This is a genomic window from Alteribacter populi, from assembly GCF_002352765.1.
Taxonomy (GTDB): Bacteria; Bacillota; Bacilli; order Bacillales; family Salisediminibacteriaceae; genus Alteribacter; species Alteribacter populi.
Map to the genome: position 1 here is coordinate 1,523,390 of NZ_KZ293963.1, position 15,024 is coordinate 1,538,413.

Genomic DNA, 15,024 nt, shown 5'->3' on the forward strand with positions numbered 1-15,024 from the left:
TCATCCAATTCCCTGCTTTAAGCAAAGATTCGTTGTACAATTATATCGAAACCGAATATACAGCGATTTCTTTTCCCCATTTGTAGATAATCTTTTCTCTCCTCATTCCAATTCTCTCAGCGACTTTCGTGGATGGGGTATTGTATATATCGCATAATGAAACGATCTTTGTTAGCTTCAACTGGTCAAATCCAAACTTTTTACAAGCGAGTGCAGCTTCTGTAGCATACCCGTTTCCCCAAACCCGTCGAGTAAACAAATAACCAATTTCCATTTCACTTCTACCTTCTACCTCTTGAGGGACAATGCCACACTGCCCCAGAAACTCACCCGTCTTTTTATCTTCTACGATCCAAAGGCCGACACGATCGTTTTCATAATTAGCTAATGTCCACTCGATCCAATCATTTGTTTCCTTTTCACCTTTTGTAGAGGGATAATACCTCATAGCTTCTCGGTCAGAGAAGATCTCCATTAGATTTTTCATATCATCGTGTCGCATTTTTCGTAGAGTCAGTCTTTTAGTGGTTAGTACTGTGTTACTCATCACAACTCTCCTCCATTCTTCCTTATTTAAAGATTATTCTAATACCTTATTAACGAATGTAGTTTTCGCTTTTGTATAAGCTTCCCGATCTCCTTGGAATTCTTTTGCTAGATTTCTTTTCAGGTGGGCATATTCAGCTCTGAGTTTTTCATTCATTCTTAACCGATCACGAAATAACAGCTGTTTTTCCCACCGCTCATCACCTTCATACATGATATGAAGATGGGCGCTACGTTTATCGTTTTTTACTTTTACAAAAAACCTTCTCCATGGACGATTATCTAAGTTTGGAGGTACGAAATGCCAGTCAATTTTGATTAATGCTGAGGAAATTTCATCTATTCGTTCAAATGATTCGGTTTTAGCCATTAAATCGATAATTGGTTTTGCTAATAAATGACGGATCGATGTGCTTCCGAAATGCTCCACTTCAGTGATACCGTAAGGAGATAGAATAGTATAAAGTTCGTTTTTCTCTTGCATCCCTTTATCAATCCACTTCGGATCAGGTTCGATAATTTCAACTGACTCTGTTGCCCAAACTGGCCAATCACTTTGAGTAACGCACATACCTACACCTCCATAAGATATTGACGTTATCATTCATTATTAATTCTCTTAAAAGCGAGTCAATCCTGCTTTATTCTCAACCCGCGGTGTTCCACCGAAAAAAGTTCTATATGTGTAAGAAAGTCGTTTACTGCAATAACTCTACTGGTACAGGCTGCTGTTCTTAAACAAACCGGGCCAGATTGTGGAGTAATAGTTAGAAGTGTTCAGATTATAAAAGAAGGTATGATATATTCTCACAATGATGAACTTGGAGTGATTATAATTGAGTGAAAAACAACCATTGGAAGATATAACAAACAGAAGAAAAATTACTGAGAGAGAAATAGTGAGTTTTAGCTTTTTCTTTATGACAAAAAAAGAGGCACAAGAATGAAAAGAATTGATGATGTTTTAAAGAATAACTATGGTATTGAACCAATTAGTTTAGATCCAAAGCAAGGAGGCTGGGCAGCTCTTGCATATAAAGTTTCAAACAAATATAATGCATATTTTCTAAAGATTTATGAGAAACACAGAGCTTCTACACCGAAATTAACAGCATTGATTGACCTATACTCTCCAATATTGGTTTGGTTAGAAAAAAATAGTTATTTAAAAGGAATGATTTCCGTACCTTTACTATCTAAAGACGGTCATTATAAATGCGAAGACAGTGAAAATATTTATTTGCTTTATAACTATATTGATGGAGAAACCGTTGGAAAAAAGGAATTAACAGAGAAGCAAATCAGAGAATTTTCTCAAATTATAGCTGAGCTACATTCATTTGGAGAAGAAATACCTGTTCAAACAAATGCAATCATTGAAGATTTTGAGGTCTCATTCTTAGATCGGTTAGAAGAGGTATTGGATAGACCAAAAGAAAACTTACCAGAAGAACTAAATGATCTTATCAGCAAGTATAAACAAAACGTAATAGCATTAATACTCCAAATAAAAGTCTTGTCAAACAAGTTAAAGACAAACCAATTAAGTATGTCTCTTTGTCACACCGATTTGCATAATTGGAATTTAATGCAGACAGAAAATTTAATGCTCATTGATTGGGAAGGGCTGAAAATAGCTCCTGTTGAAGCTGATATGATGTTCCTCGTTGATAAGCCATATTTCGATGATTTCCTTAGAATTTATAAGGAAGAACACCCTGACTATTCAATAAATCAAGATGCTCTGAATTTCTATCAACTAAAAAGAAGATTAGAAGATACATGGGAATTTATTGAACAGTTATTATTTGAGGAACTTGAGACTAAGGATAAAAATGAAGCCTTGTATTATCTAAAAGATTTAATGGGAAACATTGATTGAGTTTCTTATTTATTGTTCTTCATAAAAGGTAGCATCATAATTTGTTTTTAGCTATTCAAGAAATAGGCGCCAATCTTGAATAAGAAGGTGTCCTTTGGAATTGGGTCATATAGTTGAATAACCAATAAATCTACTGCACACTTGGGTCGCAGGATAGTGGAGATAAAAGGCATTCGTGATCCTCAACCTTAAGAAAACTAAGTTCCTAAAAATATGAAAATCCGCATAACAACCTTCTATTAAAAATAGCGTTAGCTTCCACCGCCTGTTTGTAAGCCTTAAGGATGTCTTCCCCTTGAGACAAGCGGCGTTAAGGTAGCTCTCCACATATACTTATTTTCTAAAAAAAGACAGTGCTGAACTAACCTCAACACTGTCTTACTTCTTTAATCTGTTACCGCGCCTTTAGATGCACATGATACAAGTCTAGCATATTTATTTAATACGCCTCGTGAATAACGGAGCGGAGGCTCTTGCCAATTGGCTAAACGAGCAGTCATGTCATTATCGGAAACATTTACGGAAAGCTCCTGGGTTTCACTGTCAATTGTGATCAGATCGCCTTCTTCCAAGAGCGCAATCGGTCCTCCCGCTTGTGCTTCAGGAGCTACGTGGCCGACGACCAATCCATGCGTTCCACCTGAAAAACGCCCATCCGTTAACAGCCCTACCTTTTCACCTAATCCTTTGCCAACAATAATGCCTGAGATGGAAAGCATTTCTGACATACCGGGTCCGCCTTTAGGACCTGCGTAGCGAATAACCAGTACATCACCTGCATTGATTTCATTGTTTAAAACCGCTTCTGTCGCTTCTTGTTCTGAATCAAAAACGCGAGCTGGACCGGTAATTTTGCTTACTTTTAGACCAGACATTTTCGCAATGGCTCCTGCAGGTGCTAGGTTTCCTTTTAGCACATAAAGCGGACCTGACTCCTTAAATGGATTGTTTAGTGGACGAATGATCTCCTGACCTTCGTGAAGGCCTGGAATTTCTGCAAGGTTTTCTGCAAGTGTTTTACCGGTTACTGTTAAGCAGTCTCCGTGCAGCAGTCCTTCTTCAAGAAGCAACTTCATGACGGCAGATACGCCTCCTACTTGATGGAGATGTTCCATGACGTAACGTCCGCTTGGCTTTAAGTCAGCAATATGTGGCACTCGTTCGCGAATTCGCTCAAAGTCATCCAGCGAAAGCTCTACATCTACCGAGTGAGCAATTGCTAAAAGATGAAGGAACGCGTTCGTTGAGCCTCCTAACGCCATAACGACGGTAATCGCATTTTCAAACGCTTCTTTCGTCATAATATCTTTTGGATAAATTTCTTTACGAAGGAGTTCAACAACTGCGTCACCTGCATGATAGCAATCTCCGAGCTTCTCTGATGTTTCACCAGGATTAGATGCACTGCCTGGTAAGCTCATGCCCATCGCTTCAATCGCCGATGCCATCGTATTCGCTGTATACATTCCTCCACAAGATCCAGCACCAGGGCACGCATGACATTCGATATCATGAAGACCTTCTTCATCAATGGACCCAGTGTTGTATTTGCCGACCGCTTCAAAGACGGAAACGATATCGATATCCTTGTCTTCTTTCGATTTACCAGGAGAGATCGTTCCTCCGTACACAAATACAGCCGGAAGATTTAAACGTCCGATGGCAATCATACAACCCGGCATATTTTTATCACAGCCTCCAATGGCTACGACGCCATCCAACCGTTCGGCACCCACAACGGTTTCAATGGAGTCCGCAATCACTTCACGGCTCGGCAGAGAATAACGCATCCCTTCGTGACCCATGGAAATCCCATCAGCCACGGTGATCGTGTTAAAAATCATCGGAGCGCCTCCACCTTCTCTTGCTCCTTTTTTCGCTTCGATCGCGAGCTTGTCTATATGTACATTACAAGGAGTGACCTCGCTCCACGTACTAGCCACGCCAATCATCGGCTTTTTAAAATCTTCATCCTGAAAGCCTACCGCTCTCAGCATCGCTCGGTTTGGAGCACGATTTTTTCCCTCACTAATATCTTTACTACGAATTCTTAAGTCTTTTTGTTCTTGATCTGCCATCAGTCAAACTCCTCTCGTTCCTGTTGAAAAATGATTAAATGAATTAACTTCACATTATACAGAAAATTTATATTTTTTGTACTACTATCAGCAAAATTAAGTAATTTTTTTAAAAAATAGTTTCGTGACAACGCTTTCAACTGGTTGAGCATAGAACAAATTCACTTTAAATGAGAATAACTTTATTAATAGAATCACTTTCATAATTCATTTGTTTAAGAAAGCACACAACTTCAAAATAATATCTCTTCCATTTTTTTATATTATTTGTTGTAGAAAGCGTATCTTTGTGGAGCTCCGTAGGCCTGCATCTGCTCGCTTTCCGCGGACGAACCGCCAAGCCTCCTCGGGAAAAGCACCCTGCGGGGTCTCGGCTAGTCCGTTTTTCCGCAGGGGTCTCACAGATGAATTATGAAATTCATTCAATCATATCTACTTTCAGTACTTTTTGAAAATACTAAATTCACGTTTTGTCCGCGGGACCCATATTATCGGAGAAAATACTTGTTAGAATAGGACAATAAATCTGGCATATATACTGTAAAAGGAGATGAGAAAAAGGAGGAACAACATGGCTAACCCGATTGTTGTAAGGTCCTTAGATGAAATTAAATTTTGGTCTAGAATTATGAAAGAACATGCTTTATTTTTAAGTCTAGGATTTACACACGATCAGAAGGAATTAATTAATGAAGCACAGCAGTTTATCACTACTTTTGAAAGAATAGAGGAAAAGTTGAGCAGGTTCACGGTAAATTCTGATTTACGTCAAATTCAAGATTTTAATAATGAGGTTTATCAAGCAGCAGCCGCCATATGGAGTTATAAGAGGAAAGTATTAGGTTTAACTTTACGGTGTGAGATTCACTCAAATAATTACCCTTTATTGGTCGACCACATTAGCAGAGAAGCAGCTTACTTTGCTAATCGATTAAAAGAACTAAATGAAGGAATACTAGCGCCAAAACCAGAAGCAATTATTGAAGAGAATGTTTTTTTCCTTAAAATTATGGCAGACCATTCAAAGTTTATCGGTCACCTTTTAGACCCTTCAGAAAGAAAGTTGGTAGAACAGGCTAGAGAATTTAGTCATGATTTTGACCAATTGGTTTTTCAGGCAATTGATTTAGATTCTATGCGCCCGCATTCTGAAACTAGACCAATATTAACTCATTTCCTAAATCAAAATAAAGTATCAGTTACTTCTTTAAGGGATTTTAAGAAAACAGCAAGAGAATTAATAGAAGCATGCCGCATCAAAAGTAACATTCACCCGCTTTTAGCTGACCATACATTTAGAGAAGCTGAGAGGTTTTTAGAAATTATAGATTTATTTGAAGCTAGTTTGAAAAGAACATGAATTTAAAATAATAAGAGCGATTGTTTAATTAGGTTAATTTCTTTGTAATTAACGAATCAGGTTTGTAACCAAGAATTCACTATCTTCAGAATACACGCATTTAATTCACTTCTGCTCGGATTTTTAAAGTAGAACCTCCAGTAACGTTTTTGGTGATTTTTATTGGTTGGTTATTAGTTGAAAAAATAATCAATAAAAATTCGAAACAATAGCAATTTACTTCAGTCAGGATTAGTCTCTAGATAATAACCTTCCTTTAGGTTAATAAGGCATTACAAAATTTCACAGCTACCTTTTGCTGTTCATATATGCAAATCATAAAAACAACTTAAATGCTCGTGAATGAGATTCTATTTCTCGTTCTCACCTTTAATGAATCTATTAGTCAATTCCACTGTCAGGTAACGGATGCTTTCTAGAAGATTATTGCTTTTTGCAAAGTTAAGATTAATTCTTTTACCTGAGCCAATTTCATAATTCATTTGTTTAAAAAAGCACACAACTCTAAAATAATATTTCCGCCCATTTTTTGATTATTACTTATTGTAAAAAGCGTATCTTTTTGTAGCTCCGTTGGCCTGCATCTGCTCGCTTTCCGCGGACGAACCGACAAGCCTCCTCGGGAAAAGCGCCCTGCGGGGTCTCGGCTGGTCCGTTTTTCCGCAGGAGTCTCACAGATTACGGCCTACTACGCAGAAGATCTTTTTTTATTTAGAGACCTTTTAAACACACTTCAACTTGGCTAGGGTCTCCAACTTGCTTGGTGTTAAATTAAGAGTAGCTTTATGTAGCTCCGTAGGGTGCTAGAAAAACTCTCTTCGCAATAGTCATGAGGTGTTTCCTCCCACTTCATTTCGTTTGTTTGGTCACTTACTTAATTCAACATTTGGGGAGGTGTCCTTTTTTCATGTCTTAGACCGTTAGCCGCCTAGGCTCAGAATGTGAAATTCATTCATTACTAAAGAACACTCGGATTTAATCCAAGAAGTGTTTTTAAAGCATCTAATCTATACATCTGAACATTTTTTGAAACTGCTTATCACAACGTACCCAAAGATCAAACTAGCAATTAAAGTAAAATCATTCCCTAATAACAACTGAGACCCTGAGACAGTTAAAACAGGAATGTAAACAGAAAGAAAAAAATATAGAGTTAAATACAACATTGGGATCCCAACAAAGACTAACTTTTCAACGTTGATCGTCCACTTCCCTCGTTTATTAAATTCTTTGATGAGTCGTGGCAAACCGAGCAATATACCAATAGGGAAAAACAGTATAGAAATGATTAGCATGTTTGGCATATACTGACCCGTTGTCGAAATCGCTTGCCTCAATACCCCGTTATAATGATCGACAACTAACAATAAAACAATGATAACGAATGAATATAAAAGATACAGTAAAGATTTCTGTAAGGTTACGGAACCTCTCCTTTTTTAATAAGAATCTATAAGAGGACAGCTACCTTCACGCGGCTCGACTCAAGGGAAAAGTACCCTTGAGACTTTAATACATGCGAGCTGACGCGTTTGTTTAAAATGATGGTGGAGATTCACACTAGTAGTTAATGACCGGTGAAAAATACTCATTACCATTCTTATGTTAAGTGCCGGATAAATGTCATGATGTTTGTAAAATGGTTCTAGTGAAGAAGATAGGTTACTGTGATAATTCTGGAGTTCTGCTGACAACTTACAACAAATAAAGCCATTTATGATTGGGGCAATGCTTTCTTATCGCATCCTGCAGCCAGGTTTTGGCTTCACTTTTTAGATGGTCTTTTACTGCTAAGAAGTCCTGCTCGTCTTTTTCTCTTATATTCTTTGCTTTATATAAAACGACAATTTCCGGATTGAGATACGGAATACCTGAATCAGTATAGCTCCAAACAGATTGACAAGGGTAAAATATACTCAAATTCCGCCTAAACCTCCATTCACCATCCTCCATCTCGTTTAAAAGAATTTCTAAATGTTCTCCGTTCAAAGGATTCCGAGCGTGGATCTCATGTATAGGTAATTCCAAAAACTCATCTTCCCAATGATAAAACTCGCCTTTCCTCACATACTTCATTTCCCAGTCTTTTAGAAAGGCTTTTAGATCTAATTGGTCGCCGCGAAAGAGCGCAATTTCTACATCGTCATGGTGTCTCGTTTCTCTACCAAGAAAAAGGTCAATGGCCCAACCTCCAGCGAAAAACCACGATTTGTTGAATTCGGCCATCACATTCGTAATGTTTTTGCATTGTTTAAAAGCCAAAGTTACCTCATTCTCCTTTCTATTCAGCTAAAAAGTAAAATATTTAGTAACGAATTCAATAAATTCAGGGGGACTCTGCCACTCCGCCTAATAACGAAATGGCTGTACATTCATCATGAACGACCTTTGAGCTCTCGAATTTTTTGAGTAATCTCTCTTCGTTCTGTTCCTTCAAATACCGTGACCTTAGGCGGAGCGGGCAAATCAAATTCAACATGAGAATGAGGTAATTCAAAAATCAATGTACCGATCTGCTCTCGGTGCTGATTTTCAATCACAATCCAAAATACACGGATTTCATGACTTGGCGTTCCCCAATGAGCTTTTTCAATAGAATTTCTAAAATTTAAGCACCCACCAATTATAAAATCGTCCTCTTTCGTTTCTTCTGCAGACTGAAAGCCATTTTTTTCAAGAACTCCCCAAACAGGTGGAAGTAATTTGTCTAAATAGATACCATAAGTGGCATCTTCATACTCCGGATAGAGTTTTAATAATTCTTCCTTGTTTTCCTCAAGTACCCGTTCCCAGTGGTCCTTTATATAAGCGGTTAAAACTTCTCCTAACTCTTCGATCAACAAATCTGGCTTAACATTTAGTTTAGTCATCATAACCCCTCCAATTTATTTTGCGTTACAAATCCATCCTATAACATTAAAGCAAATGCTAAAGTTTTTTGATAAACTTATTGCAATAACGGTTCTTATAGTTAAAAACTTCATAAGAAATCATGTGAGGGTGATATGATGAAAAATAATGTCCGACCTGTAGATATTGCAAGAAGACTTCAAATTAGTACAAGCTCTCTTAGAAATTATGAAAAAAGAGGACTCGTTCCACCTGCAGAACGCTTACCGACTGGATACCGCGTGTACACAGAAGAACATGTAGCTTATTTCGAATGTATCGTAGCCATGTCCACCGGATTCGGAATGGACATAACGACAAGCGTTTTAAAGAAAATCCAAATCGGCGATTTAGATTCAGCCCTTTGGGATGTCAATAACGCTCAGGTAGTCAATTCAGGGGACAGGAAGAAAATTAAAGAAGCATTTGAGTACCTAGATAAATTGCTGGGTGAGCATCAATTAAAAAAAAACTGTTAAAAATTGGAGAAGTAACCACTGAATTTAGCATTACTGCATCAACGCTCCGATACTGGGAAAAAGAAGGATTAATCCGTTCTAAAAGAGATGAGAGTAGTCAATATCGTTTGTTTGACACATTTCAAGTATTTAAAATGCTGTTAATAAAATCCATTCAAAATTTAATTTATTCGGAGCAAATGATTCAGGTTAAGGAAGCAATAAAAGCATTGGATGAAAGTGATCTTCCAAATGCAAAACAATTGATTCATGATATCCAAACCCAATTTAATAAACGCAATAACGATCAATTACATGGACTGTTTCATCTTTATAAATTGTGTAAGTTACTAAACTTGAATAAGTCCTTGAGTTGACCGTAGTTAAATTGAGAAAACTCGTGGCTGACGATTAGTTAGTGGCAGCTAGCACCTTGAGACGAGCGGCGTGAAGGTAGCTGTCCGCTTATAAATTCTTTCAACAAAAATCACATAGATTTCTTTGAGAAAATCCATGTGTTTCGTCAAGGTTTCTGTTACTTCCATGTCGTATCTAATTTATTCGAGTAAAAATCAATCGCCCTTTTATAACGTATAACTTTCGGGTCGTTGCTCGTTTCCGTTAAACACTTTAGAAGAATCTCCATTGCTTTTGAGTGCTCATTCACATTATATAAGCTCATCGCATAGAAGGCTTTGAGTGCGTTATTGTTAGGAAACAGCGATATTCCTTTTTCTAGCGTAGCTTTCGATTCCTCATACTGTCCTAATGTTCGGTATGTACTTCCCAACCCTAATAAAGCCCCTTCTAAATCTTCACCCGATAGCCCTTGTTGAATCGCTGTTTTATAATACGGCACGGCTTCAGCTTCATGACCTAAAGCATCAAAGCTCCAAGCACAATGATATTGGACAAGCGGATCTTCAGGAAATTTATCCGCTAGCTTTACTAGTCTTTCATTTGATTCGTTTAGCTTTCCTTCTTTTCTTAAAATAATTGCTCTTTCTAAGTCTAGTTTCATGTTTTCCCCCTCTTCATTCAACATTAGGAACCGCACTTTGATAAAAGCAAGAAACCAATGACAATAACCACCAACGTAAAAACTCGAACAGCACAACCACCTCTGAATAGTTCCCCGGGTTCACCAACCAAGGAGCGATTCACAGAATCAGAAAAATTGGTCCCTGGACTCTTTTTATATTCTTTTTTTCGGAAACGATCGTTTTGGTCGTGAAAATCGTTATTCAAATTCTCATCTCCTTTTGATCGCTATTAAATTCTTATACACTTCTTCAAATCCATGATCACTTGTAAATGCATGCCCTCATGGAAAATCGTCCGAATAAATACTTGCTCCAAGGTATACATCCCCATTTCTGTTGGCGCATATTCCTCTTCTAGCCTTTCACCGTAAGCTTGTTTCATTATTGCTGGCTGTTCTTTAAGTAATATCATTAATTCCTCAACGGAGGGTGTCTCAGTAGTAAAGTTGGCAGGTGAGGTTCCAAACCCAAACCATGAGTTAAATTCTTCGGGAACCGGTCCTTTTTCTTTCGTTAGTGCTTGAATCCATAAGTATTGATCCAAATAATCATGCCCAAGGTTCCAGCGGATATTATTATTAAACCCCTTCGGTACCATTTCCGCTTCTACTTCTGTCACATCGTCCAGTACATCTAGAACGCCATCTCGGTATGATTCAAGTTGATTGAAAAGAACTTCACGTCTTTTTTTCATCATCTTTCCCCCTCGTATGAAAATTCCATATGCTCTCTATTTTACACTTACACATGAATGGCAAAAACCCTGTCTGTAATTTAGTAGGCGCGGATTTTAAAGTAATCGGTTTGAGTATTTTATCAGCGGAAACTGGCATTATACCGGCGGAAATAGTATAGATATCGAGAATCCGACAAATATCGCGCACCTTCAACATAAAATAAAGAAAACTTGGCTTACCGCCAAGCTTTAATGGCGGAAGCCTTTTCTTAAAGTACAAGAATAGCTCCAGGCGCCCGACTATCGCGATGGCGCCTGGAGCTAGACATCGAAACGTAGATTTTTTTATAATTTCTTAACTCTTAAGAAAAACCACATAGCGGTCTTTTATTAAAAACAGCGTTAGCTCTCATGTTTTAAAGTCTCAAGGATGGTTTCTCCTTGAGACGAGCGGCGTGAAGATAGCTGTCCGCTCTATAAAATCTATCTTTAAATTAAAAAAGAAGCCTGTAATAGCAACTATTACAGACCTCTTCCCTTTTTATTATTCACCAATCATTTCTTCTACTTTATCTTGGTTGTTATCGATCCATTCACGTGCAACGTCTTCTGGATCTTCATTATCTTCTTCAATTTTTACAATCATTTTTTCTACTTCATCAATTGAGATGCTCCAATTGCTTAGAAATTCATAAGCATCAGGTGCGTTGTCTTTTAATTCGTGATTAGTAAGAACGTGAACGGATGATGATTCAAAGAAGCCTTCTTCGTTAGATAATACCTTTAGGTCATGCTCGTTAAACATCGTGTGCGGGCGCCAACCGTAAAAGACGACAGGCTCCTCTTGATTCATTTGGCGCATAGCTTGGGACAGCATGCCACCTTCTGAAGAAGCTACTTGAGTCATGTCTAGATCGTAAGCATCAATTAAATCGTTTGATTCACCTGTTGCACTTGCGCCTTCTTCAATTCCGTACATTTCGTTATTAAACAGATCTTCATTCCCTTTTAGGTCTTCAATTGAATCAATGTCTTCCATATAAGTGGGTACTGTCCAGCCTGTTTCAGCTTCAGGGTAACTCACAGCTGTGTCATTAATTGTGTCTTCGTATTGACTCATGTAATTTTCGTGCATTGGAAACCAAGAATCCATAAACACATCAAGGTCACCACGTGAAAGTCCGACAAATACACTTCCTACATCAGCACTTGTTTGCTCTACTTCATAGCCCATGTCTTGCAAAATAAGACTCGCGATTTCTGTTGGTGGTACTGTACTTGTCCAAGGTGTAACACCAAAAGTAATCGTTTCACCATTTTCGTTACCTTCTGCTTCTCCGCCTGCTTCTTCAGAAGAACAAGCAACGCTGAATGCTACTAATAATGACATCATTGTGCCTATTAATACTTTTTTCATGATAAATCCTCCTCTAAAATTTTTACCTCTTTTTTAAAAGATTTATAAGTGTACAGCTACCTTCACGCCGCTCGTCTCAAAGGATAAACATTCTTGAGACTTTAAACATTCGACGAAAGCTAACGTGTTTTTTCTTATACTTTTTTTCCTAAGCCTTGCGTAATTCTATCTAAAATGATCGCTAACACAACAATTCCTAAACCACCTGTTAATCCAAGGCCAACATTAACTGTAGAAATACCTGATAAAACAGTAGAACCAAGTCCAGGTGCTCCAATCATCGATGCGATTACTGCCATTGATAACGCAAGCATGATCGTTTGATTTACTCCTGCCATAATCGTAGGTAATGCGAGTGGAAGCTGAACCTTCACTAGTAGTTGACGTGAAGTCGAACCGAAAGCACGAGAGGCTTCTACCACATCAGCCGGTACTTGCTTAATTCCTAATGCGGTCATACGAACAGCTGGTGGTGTTGCAAACACGAAAGTTGCAATGACTGCCGGCACTCCACCTAGACCAAATAATAGAATCGCGGGGATTAAATATACGAAACTAGGTAACGTTTGCATAAAGTCTAAGGCCGGTCGTACCATTTTATCCATCATACTGTTCGTAGCGGCTAATATTCCTAACGGGATCCCGACAAGGACCGACAGAAATGTAGATACGATGACAATCGCGATGGTTTGCATCGCTGCCGGCCATAAGTCTACTGAACCTAGATAAAGGCAACCAATGAGTGAAAACAGTGCGACATTTCTACCAGCAATTTTCCATGATAGTAAAATGAGGATCAACGCAATGATTTCAGGAGGTGTCATAATTAATAGATCTGTCACAAAATTAATAAATCCTCCAAGCACCTTGCTCATGCCGTCAAAGAATCCTCCCATGACCGGGATCAGCCATCCATCTACGAAGCTATTTGTCCACTCTTCTAATGGAAAGTAGAAATAGTTCATGCTGATGCCACCTCATCTTTCTCTTTTCCAAGGGCTAGCCCTGATAAAATGGAAACTCGAGAGATGATGCCTAGTAACCTACCATTTTCCGTTATGGCAATTGGATATTTTGCATCTACTGCAATACCAATGAGGTTATTTAACAATGTATCAGGCGATGCCGTAGGGACGTTTTTAATTAAAAACTTATCGAGCGCGATTGAATTTTTATAGGCTTTTATTGCGTCATCAATCGTTAACAAGCCTTTAAAGTTTTTATCTTTATCGACAACAAAGATGCTTGAGGCACCTACCTCTTCCATTTTACGTATAGCTACCCGCGGACCATCTTTAAATGTCATCAACACTTCTGGTGTTTTCATAACTTGAGAGGCTTCTAGTACTTTAGAGCGGTCAACATCTTTTACGAAATTCGAGACATATTCATTCGCCGGATTTTCTAAAATTTCTTCAGACGTTCCGACTTGAACAATGTGGCCGTCTTTCATAATTGCAATGCGATCACCAAGCTTTAATGATTCGTCTAAGTCATGCGTAATAAAGATGATCGTTTTACCTAGTTTTCTTTGAAGATTGAGTAATTCATCTTGCATTTCTTTACGGATTAACGGATCTAATGCGCTGAAGGCTTCGTCCATCAATAAAATGTCAGTATCATTGGCAAGCACACGAGCTAAGCCGACACGTTGCTGCATCCCACCACTTAGTTGCTCAGGATAGCTACCTTCGTAGCCTTTCAACCCAACATCTTCAATGGTTTTTCGTGCCTTTTCTTCACGCTCTACTTTCCCCACTCCTTGGATTTCCAAGCCATAAGCGACATTTGCTAAAACGGTTCGGTGAGGTAGCAATCCAAACTTTTGAAAAACCATCCCTAATTTCTTCCGTCGCGTTTCAATAAGTGAGGATTTATCCATCTTCGTAATGTCTTCACCATCAATGAGCACTTCACCATCAGTAGGGTCAATGAGTCGATTAATGAGTCTGATTAACGTCGATTTTCCGCTTCCTGATAGCCCCATGATCACGAAAAATTCTCCAGGTTGTATGGAAAAAGAAGCTTGATTTACACCAACTGTCATCCCGGTTTTTTCAAGAATTTCATCTTTTTGTTCACCATTCTTTAACAGCTTAAGTCCTTGCTGAGGATGGGAACCAAAGATTTTCGTCAAATTATTCACTTCAATCTTATTCATAAAACTCTCCTCTTTTAGTACATGTTCATGTTCTTATCGCTTGATCCCAATCCGCCTGCCTACTTGTTTCGGCGTTTCTAATTGTTCATGTACACTGCGGATCGATTCAATGGCTGCTGCAATAGGTGATGGGAAAGGAGCAGGTCGTTCCTGTAATGTATCCATCCCCATTAACATTTGCTCACTTGTGGCAATGACATCTCCACTTGTATTTTTCATCGTAAAAAAGACATGGAGACGTTTTGCGTCATCATCAAGAAGCTGCATTTCTACGTTTAACTGCTCACCTTCGTGAGCTTCTTGTAAATAGCAAAGGTGTGTCTCTAACGTAAAAATCGTGTATTGGTGACTTTCACGTGCACTAGCATCAAGTCCAATATGATCCATAAACGCGTCAACAGCTAAACTAAACACCGTTGCATAAGCAGCGTCATTCATGTGGCCATTGTAGTCCACCCATTCTTGTTGTACATGATTTTGAAAGGAAAACGGTTTATATGACATCTTTATCCCC

The 15,024-nt window shown here is 38.5% G+C and carries 17 protein-coding genes; 4 read left to right on the forward strand and 13 right to left on the reverse strand.

What is annotated here, in order from left to right:
- Nucleotides 1–40 precede the first annotated feature (40 nt).
- Both CDZ94_RS07400 and CDZ94_RS07405 read right to left on the reverse strand, forming a co-directional pair.
- Complete coding sequence (locus tag CDZ94_RS07400; RefSeq protein ID WP_096435862.1) at nucleotides 41–547, reverse strand: GNAT family N-acetyltransferase; 507 nt, start codon at nucleotides 545–547, stop codon at nucleotides 41–43.
- Nucleotides 548–580: 33 nt separating this feature from the next.
- Complete coding sequence (locus CDZ94_RS07405; RefSeq protein ID WP_096435863.1) at nucleotides 581–1,117, reverse strand: GrpB family protein; 537 nt, start codon at nucleotides 1,115–1,117, stop codon at nucleotides 581–583.
- 372 nt (nucleotides 1,118–1,489) lie between these two features.
- Between CDZ94_RS07405 and CDZ94_RS07410 the strand changes: the two genes are divergently transcribed.
- A complete protein-coding gene (locus tag CDZ94_RS07410) occupies nucleotides 1,490–2,428 on the forward strand; it encodes an aminoglycoside phosphotransferase family protein (protein WP_096435864.1) in 939 nt (312 codons plus the stop codon).
- A gap of 386 nt (nucleotides 2,429–2,814) precedes the next feature.
- Here the strand turns inward: CDZ94_RS07410 and ilvD are convergent, their stop codons facing one another.
- Nucleotides 2,815–4,506, reverse strand: a complete 1,692-nt coding sequence (gene ilvD / locus CDZ94_RS07415; RefSeq protein WP_096435865.1) for a dihydroxy-acid dehydratase — start codon at nucleotides 4,504–4,506, stop codon at nucleotides 2,815–2,817.
- 571 nt (nucleotides 4,507–5,077) lie between these two features.
- On the opposite strand from ilvD, the gene CDZ94_RS07420 reads away from it, so the two are divergent.
- Nucleotides 5,078–5,866: a DUF2935 domain-containing protein gene (locus CDZ94_RS07420; protein WP_096435866.1), complete on the forward strand. Its 789-nt coding sequence runs from the start codon at nucleotides 5,078–5,080 to the stop codon at nucleotides 5,864–5,866.
- Between the two features lie 1,007 nt (nucleotides 5,867–6,873).
- Here the strand turns inward: CDZ94_RS07420 and CDZ94_RS21220 are convergent.
- The 3 genes from CDZ94_RS21220 to CDZ94_RS07430 form a co-directional block, all read right to left on the reverse strand.
- Nucleotides 6,874–7,170, reverse strand: coding sequence for a hypothetical protein (locus tag CDZ94_RS21220; RefSeq protein ID WP_157911703.1), 297 nt, complete (start codon nucleotides 7,168–7,170; stop codon nucleotides 6,874–6,876).
- A 391-nt stretch (nucleotides 7,171–7,561) separates the two neighbouring features.
- On the reverse strand, nucleotides 7,562–8,128 hold the full coding sequence (locus tag CDZ94_RS07425) for a nucleotidyltransferase domain-containing protein (RefSeq protein WP_096435867.1): 567 nt from the start codon (nucleotides 8,126–8,128) through the stop codon (nucleotides 7,562–7,564).
- A gap of 113 nt (nucleotides 8,129–8,241) precedes the next feature.
- Nucleotides 8,242–8,736 (reverse strand): DUF6022 family protein, encoded by a 495-nt coding sequence (locus CDZ94_RS07430; protein WP_096435868.1) that lies wholly within the window; start codon nucleotides 8,734–8,736, stop codon nucleotides 8,242–8,244.
- A 135-nt stretch (nucleotides 8,737–8,871) separates the two neighbouring features.
- On the opposite strand from CDZ94_RS07430, the gene CDZ94_RS07435 reads away from it, so the two are divergent.
- Both CDZ94_RS07435 and CDZ94_RS21955 read left to right on the forward strand, forming a co-directional pair.
- The gene (locus CDZ94_RS07435; protein ID WP_096435869.1) at nucleotides 8,872–9,234 is read left to right on the forward strand and encodes a MerR family DNA-binding transcriptional regulator; all 363 of its coding nucleotides are present in this window, start codon (nucleotides 8,872–8,874) and stop codon (nucleotides 9,232–9,234) included.
- A 2-nt stretch (nucleotides 9,235–9,236) separates the two neighbouring features.
- Nucleotides 9,237–9,590, forward strand: a complete 354-nt coding sequence (locus tag CDZ94_RS21955; RefSeq protein WP_425352558.1) for a helix-turn-helix domain-containing protein — start codon at nucleotides 9,237–9,239, stop codon at nucleotides 9,588–9,590.
- A gap of 158 nt (nucleotides 9,591–9,748) precedes the next feature.
- On the opposite strand, the gene CDZ94_RS07445 is transcribed toward CDZ94_RS21955, so the two are convergent.
- From CDZ94_RS07445 to CDZ94_RS07480, 7 genes are all read right to left on the reverse strand, one after another.
- Entirely contained in the window at nucleotides 9,749–10,234 is a 486-nt protein-coding gene (locus CDZ94_RS07445) for a tetratricopeptide repeat protein (protein WP_096435871.1), read from the reverse strand.
- Between the two features lie 23 nt (nucleotides 10,235–10,257).
- Complete coding sequence (locus tag CDZ94_RS07450) at nucleotides 10,258–10,461, reverse strand: DUF6366 family protein (protein ID WP_096435872.1); 204 nt, start codon at nucleotides 10,459–10,461, stop codon at nucleotides 10,258–10,260.
- Nucleotides 10,462–10,485: 24 nt separating this feature from the next.
- Nucleotides 10,486–10,950, reverse strand: coding sequence for a DinB family protein (locus tag CDZ94_RS07455; protein WP_096435873.1), 465 nt, complete (start codon nucleotides 10,948–10,950; stop codon nucleotides 10,486–10,488).
- Between the two features lie 526 nt (nucleotides 10,951–11,476).
- Nucleotides 11,477–12,349, reverse strand: coding sequence for a glycine betaine ABC transporter substrate-binding protein (locus tag CDZ94_RS07465; protein WP_096435875.1), 873 nt, complete (start codon nucleotides 12,347–12,349; stop codon nucleotides 11,477–11,479).
- 134 nt (nucleotides 12,350–12,483) lie between these two features.
- The gene (locus CDZ94_RS07470) at nucleotides 12,484–13,314 is read right to left on the reverse strand and encodes an ABC transporter permease (protein ID WP_096435876.1); all 831 of its coding nucleotides are present in this window, start codon (nucleotides 13,312–13,314) and stop codon (nucleotides 12,484–12,486) included.
- Nucleotides 13,311–14,510 carry a quaternary amine ABC transporter ATP-binding protein gene (locus CDZ94_RS07475; RefSeq protein ID WP_096435877.1) on the reverse strand — a complete coding sequence of 400 codons (1,200 nt, stop codon included), beginning with the start codon at nucleotides 14,508–14,510 and terminating at the stop codon, nucleotides 13,311–13,313. Before CDZ94_RS07475 ends, CDZ94_RS07470 begins: the two co-directional genes overlap by 4 nt.
- 33 nt (nucleotides 14,511–14,543) lie before the next feature.
- Complete coding sequence (locus CDZ94_RS07480; protein WP_096435878.1) at nucleotides 14,544–15,014, reverse strand: thioesterase family protein; 471 nt, start codon at nucleotides 15,012–15,014, stop codon at nucleotides 14,544–14,546.
- Nucleotides 15,015–15,024 lie beyond the last annotated feature (10 nt).

What these genes read in the sequence shown, in the direction of transcription:
- CDZ94_RS07400 (WP_096435862.1), bottom strand. Translation starts at nt 547, where the DNA reads ATGAGTAACACAGTACTAACCACTAAAAGACTGACTCTACGAAAAATG.
- CDZ94_RS07405 (WP_096435863.1), bottom strand. Translation starts at nt 1,117, where the DNA reads ATGTGCGTTACTCAAAGTGATTGGCCAGTTTGGGCAACAGAGTCAGTT.
- CDZ94_RS07410 (WP_096435864.1), top strand. Translation starts at nt 1,490, where the DNA reads ATGAAAAGAATTGATGATGTTTTAAAGAATAACTATGGTATTGAACCA.
- ilvD (WP_096435865.1), bottom strand. Translation starts at nt 4,506, where the DNA reads ATGGCAGATCAAGAACAAAAAGACTTAAGAATTCGTAGTAAAGATATT.
- CDZ94_RS07420 (WP_096435866.1), top strand. Translation starts at nt 5,078, where the DNA reads ATGGCTAACCCGATTGTTGTAAGGTCCTTAGATGAAATTAAATTTTGG.
- CDZ94_RS21220 (WP_157911703.1), bottom strand. Translation starts at nt 7,170, where the DNA reads ATGCCAAACATGCTAATCATTTCTATACTGTTTTTCCCTATTGGTATA.
- CDZ94_RS07430 (WP_096435868.1), bottom strand. Translation starts at nt 8,736, where the DNA reads ATGACTAAACTAAATGTTAAGCCAGATTTGTTGATCGAAGAGTTAGGA.
- CDZ94_RS07435 (WP_096435869.1), top strand. Translation starts at nt 8,872, where the DNA reads ATGATGAAAAATAATGTCCGACCTGTAGATATTGCAAGAAGACTTCAA.
- CDZ94_RS07445 (WP_096435871.1), bottom strand. Translation starts at nt 10,234, where the DNA reads ATGAAACTAGACTTAGAAAGAGCAATTATTTTAAGAAAAGAAGGAAAG.
- CDZ94_RS07455 (WP_096435873.1), bottom strand. Translation starts at nt 10,950, where the DNA reads ATGAAAAAAAGACGTGAAGTTCTTTTCAATCAACTTGAATCATACCGA.
- CDZ94_RS07465 (WP_096435875.1), bottom strand. Translation starts at nt 12,349, where the DNA reads ATGAAAAAAGTATTAATAGGCACAATGATGTCATTATTAGTAGCATTC.
- CDZ94_RS07470 (WP_096435876.1), bottom strand. Translation starts at nt 13,314, where the DNA reads ATGAACTATTTCTACTTTCCATTAGAAGAGTGGACAAATAGCTTCGTA.
- CDZ94_RS07475 (WP_096435877.1), bottom strand. Translation starts at nt 14,510, where the DNA reads ATGAATAAGATTGAAGTGAATAATTTGACGAAAATCTTTGGTTCCCAT.
- CDZ94_RS07480 (WP_096435878.1), bottom strand. Translation starts at nt 15,014, where the DNA reads ATGTCATATAAACCGTTTTCCTTTCAAAATCATGTACAACAAGAATGG.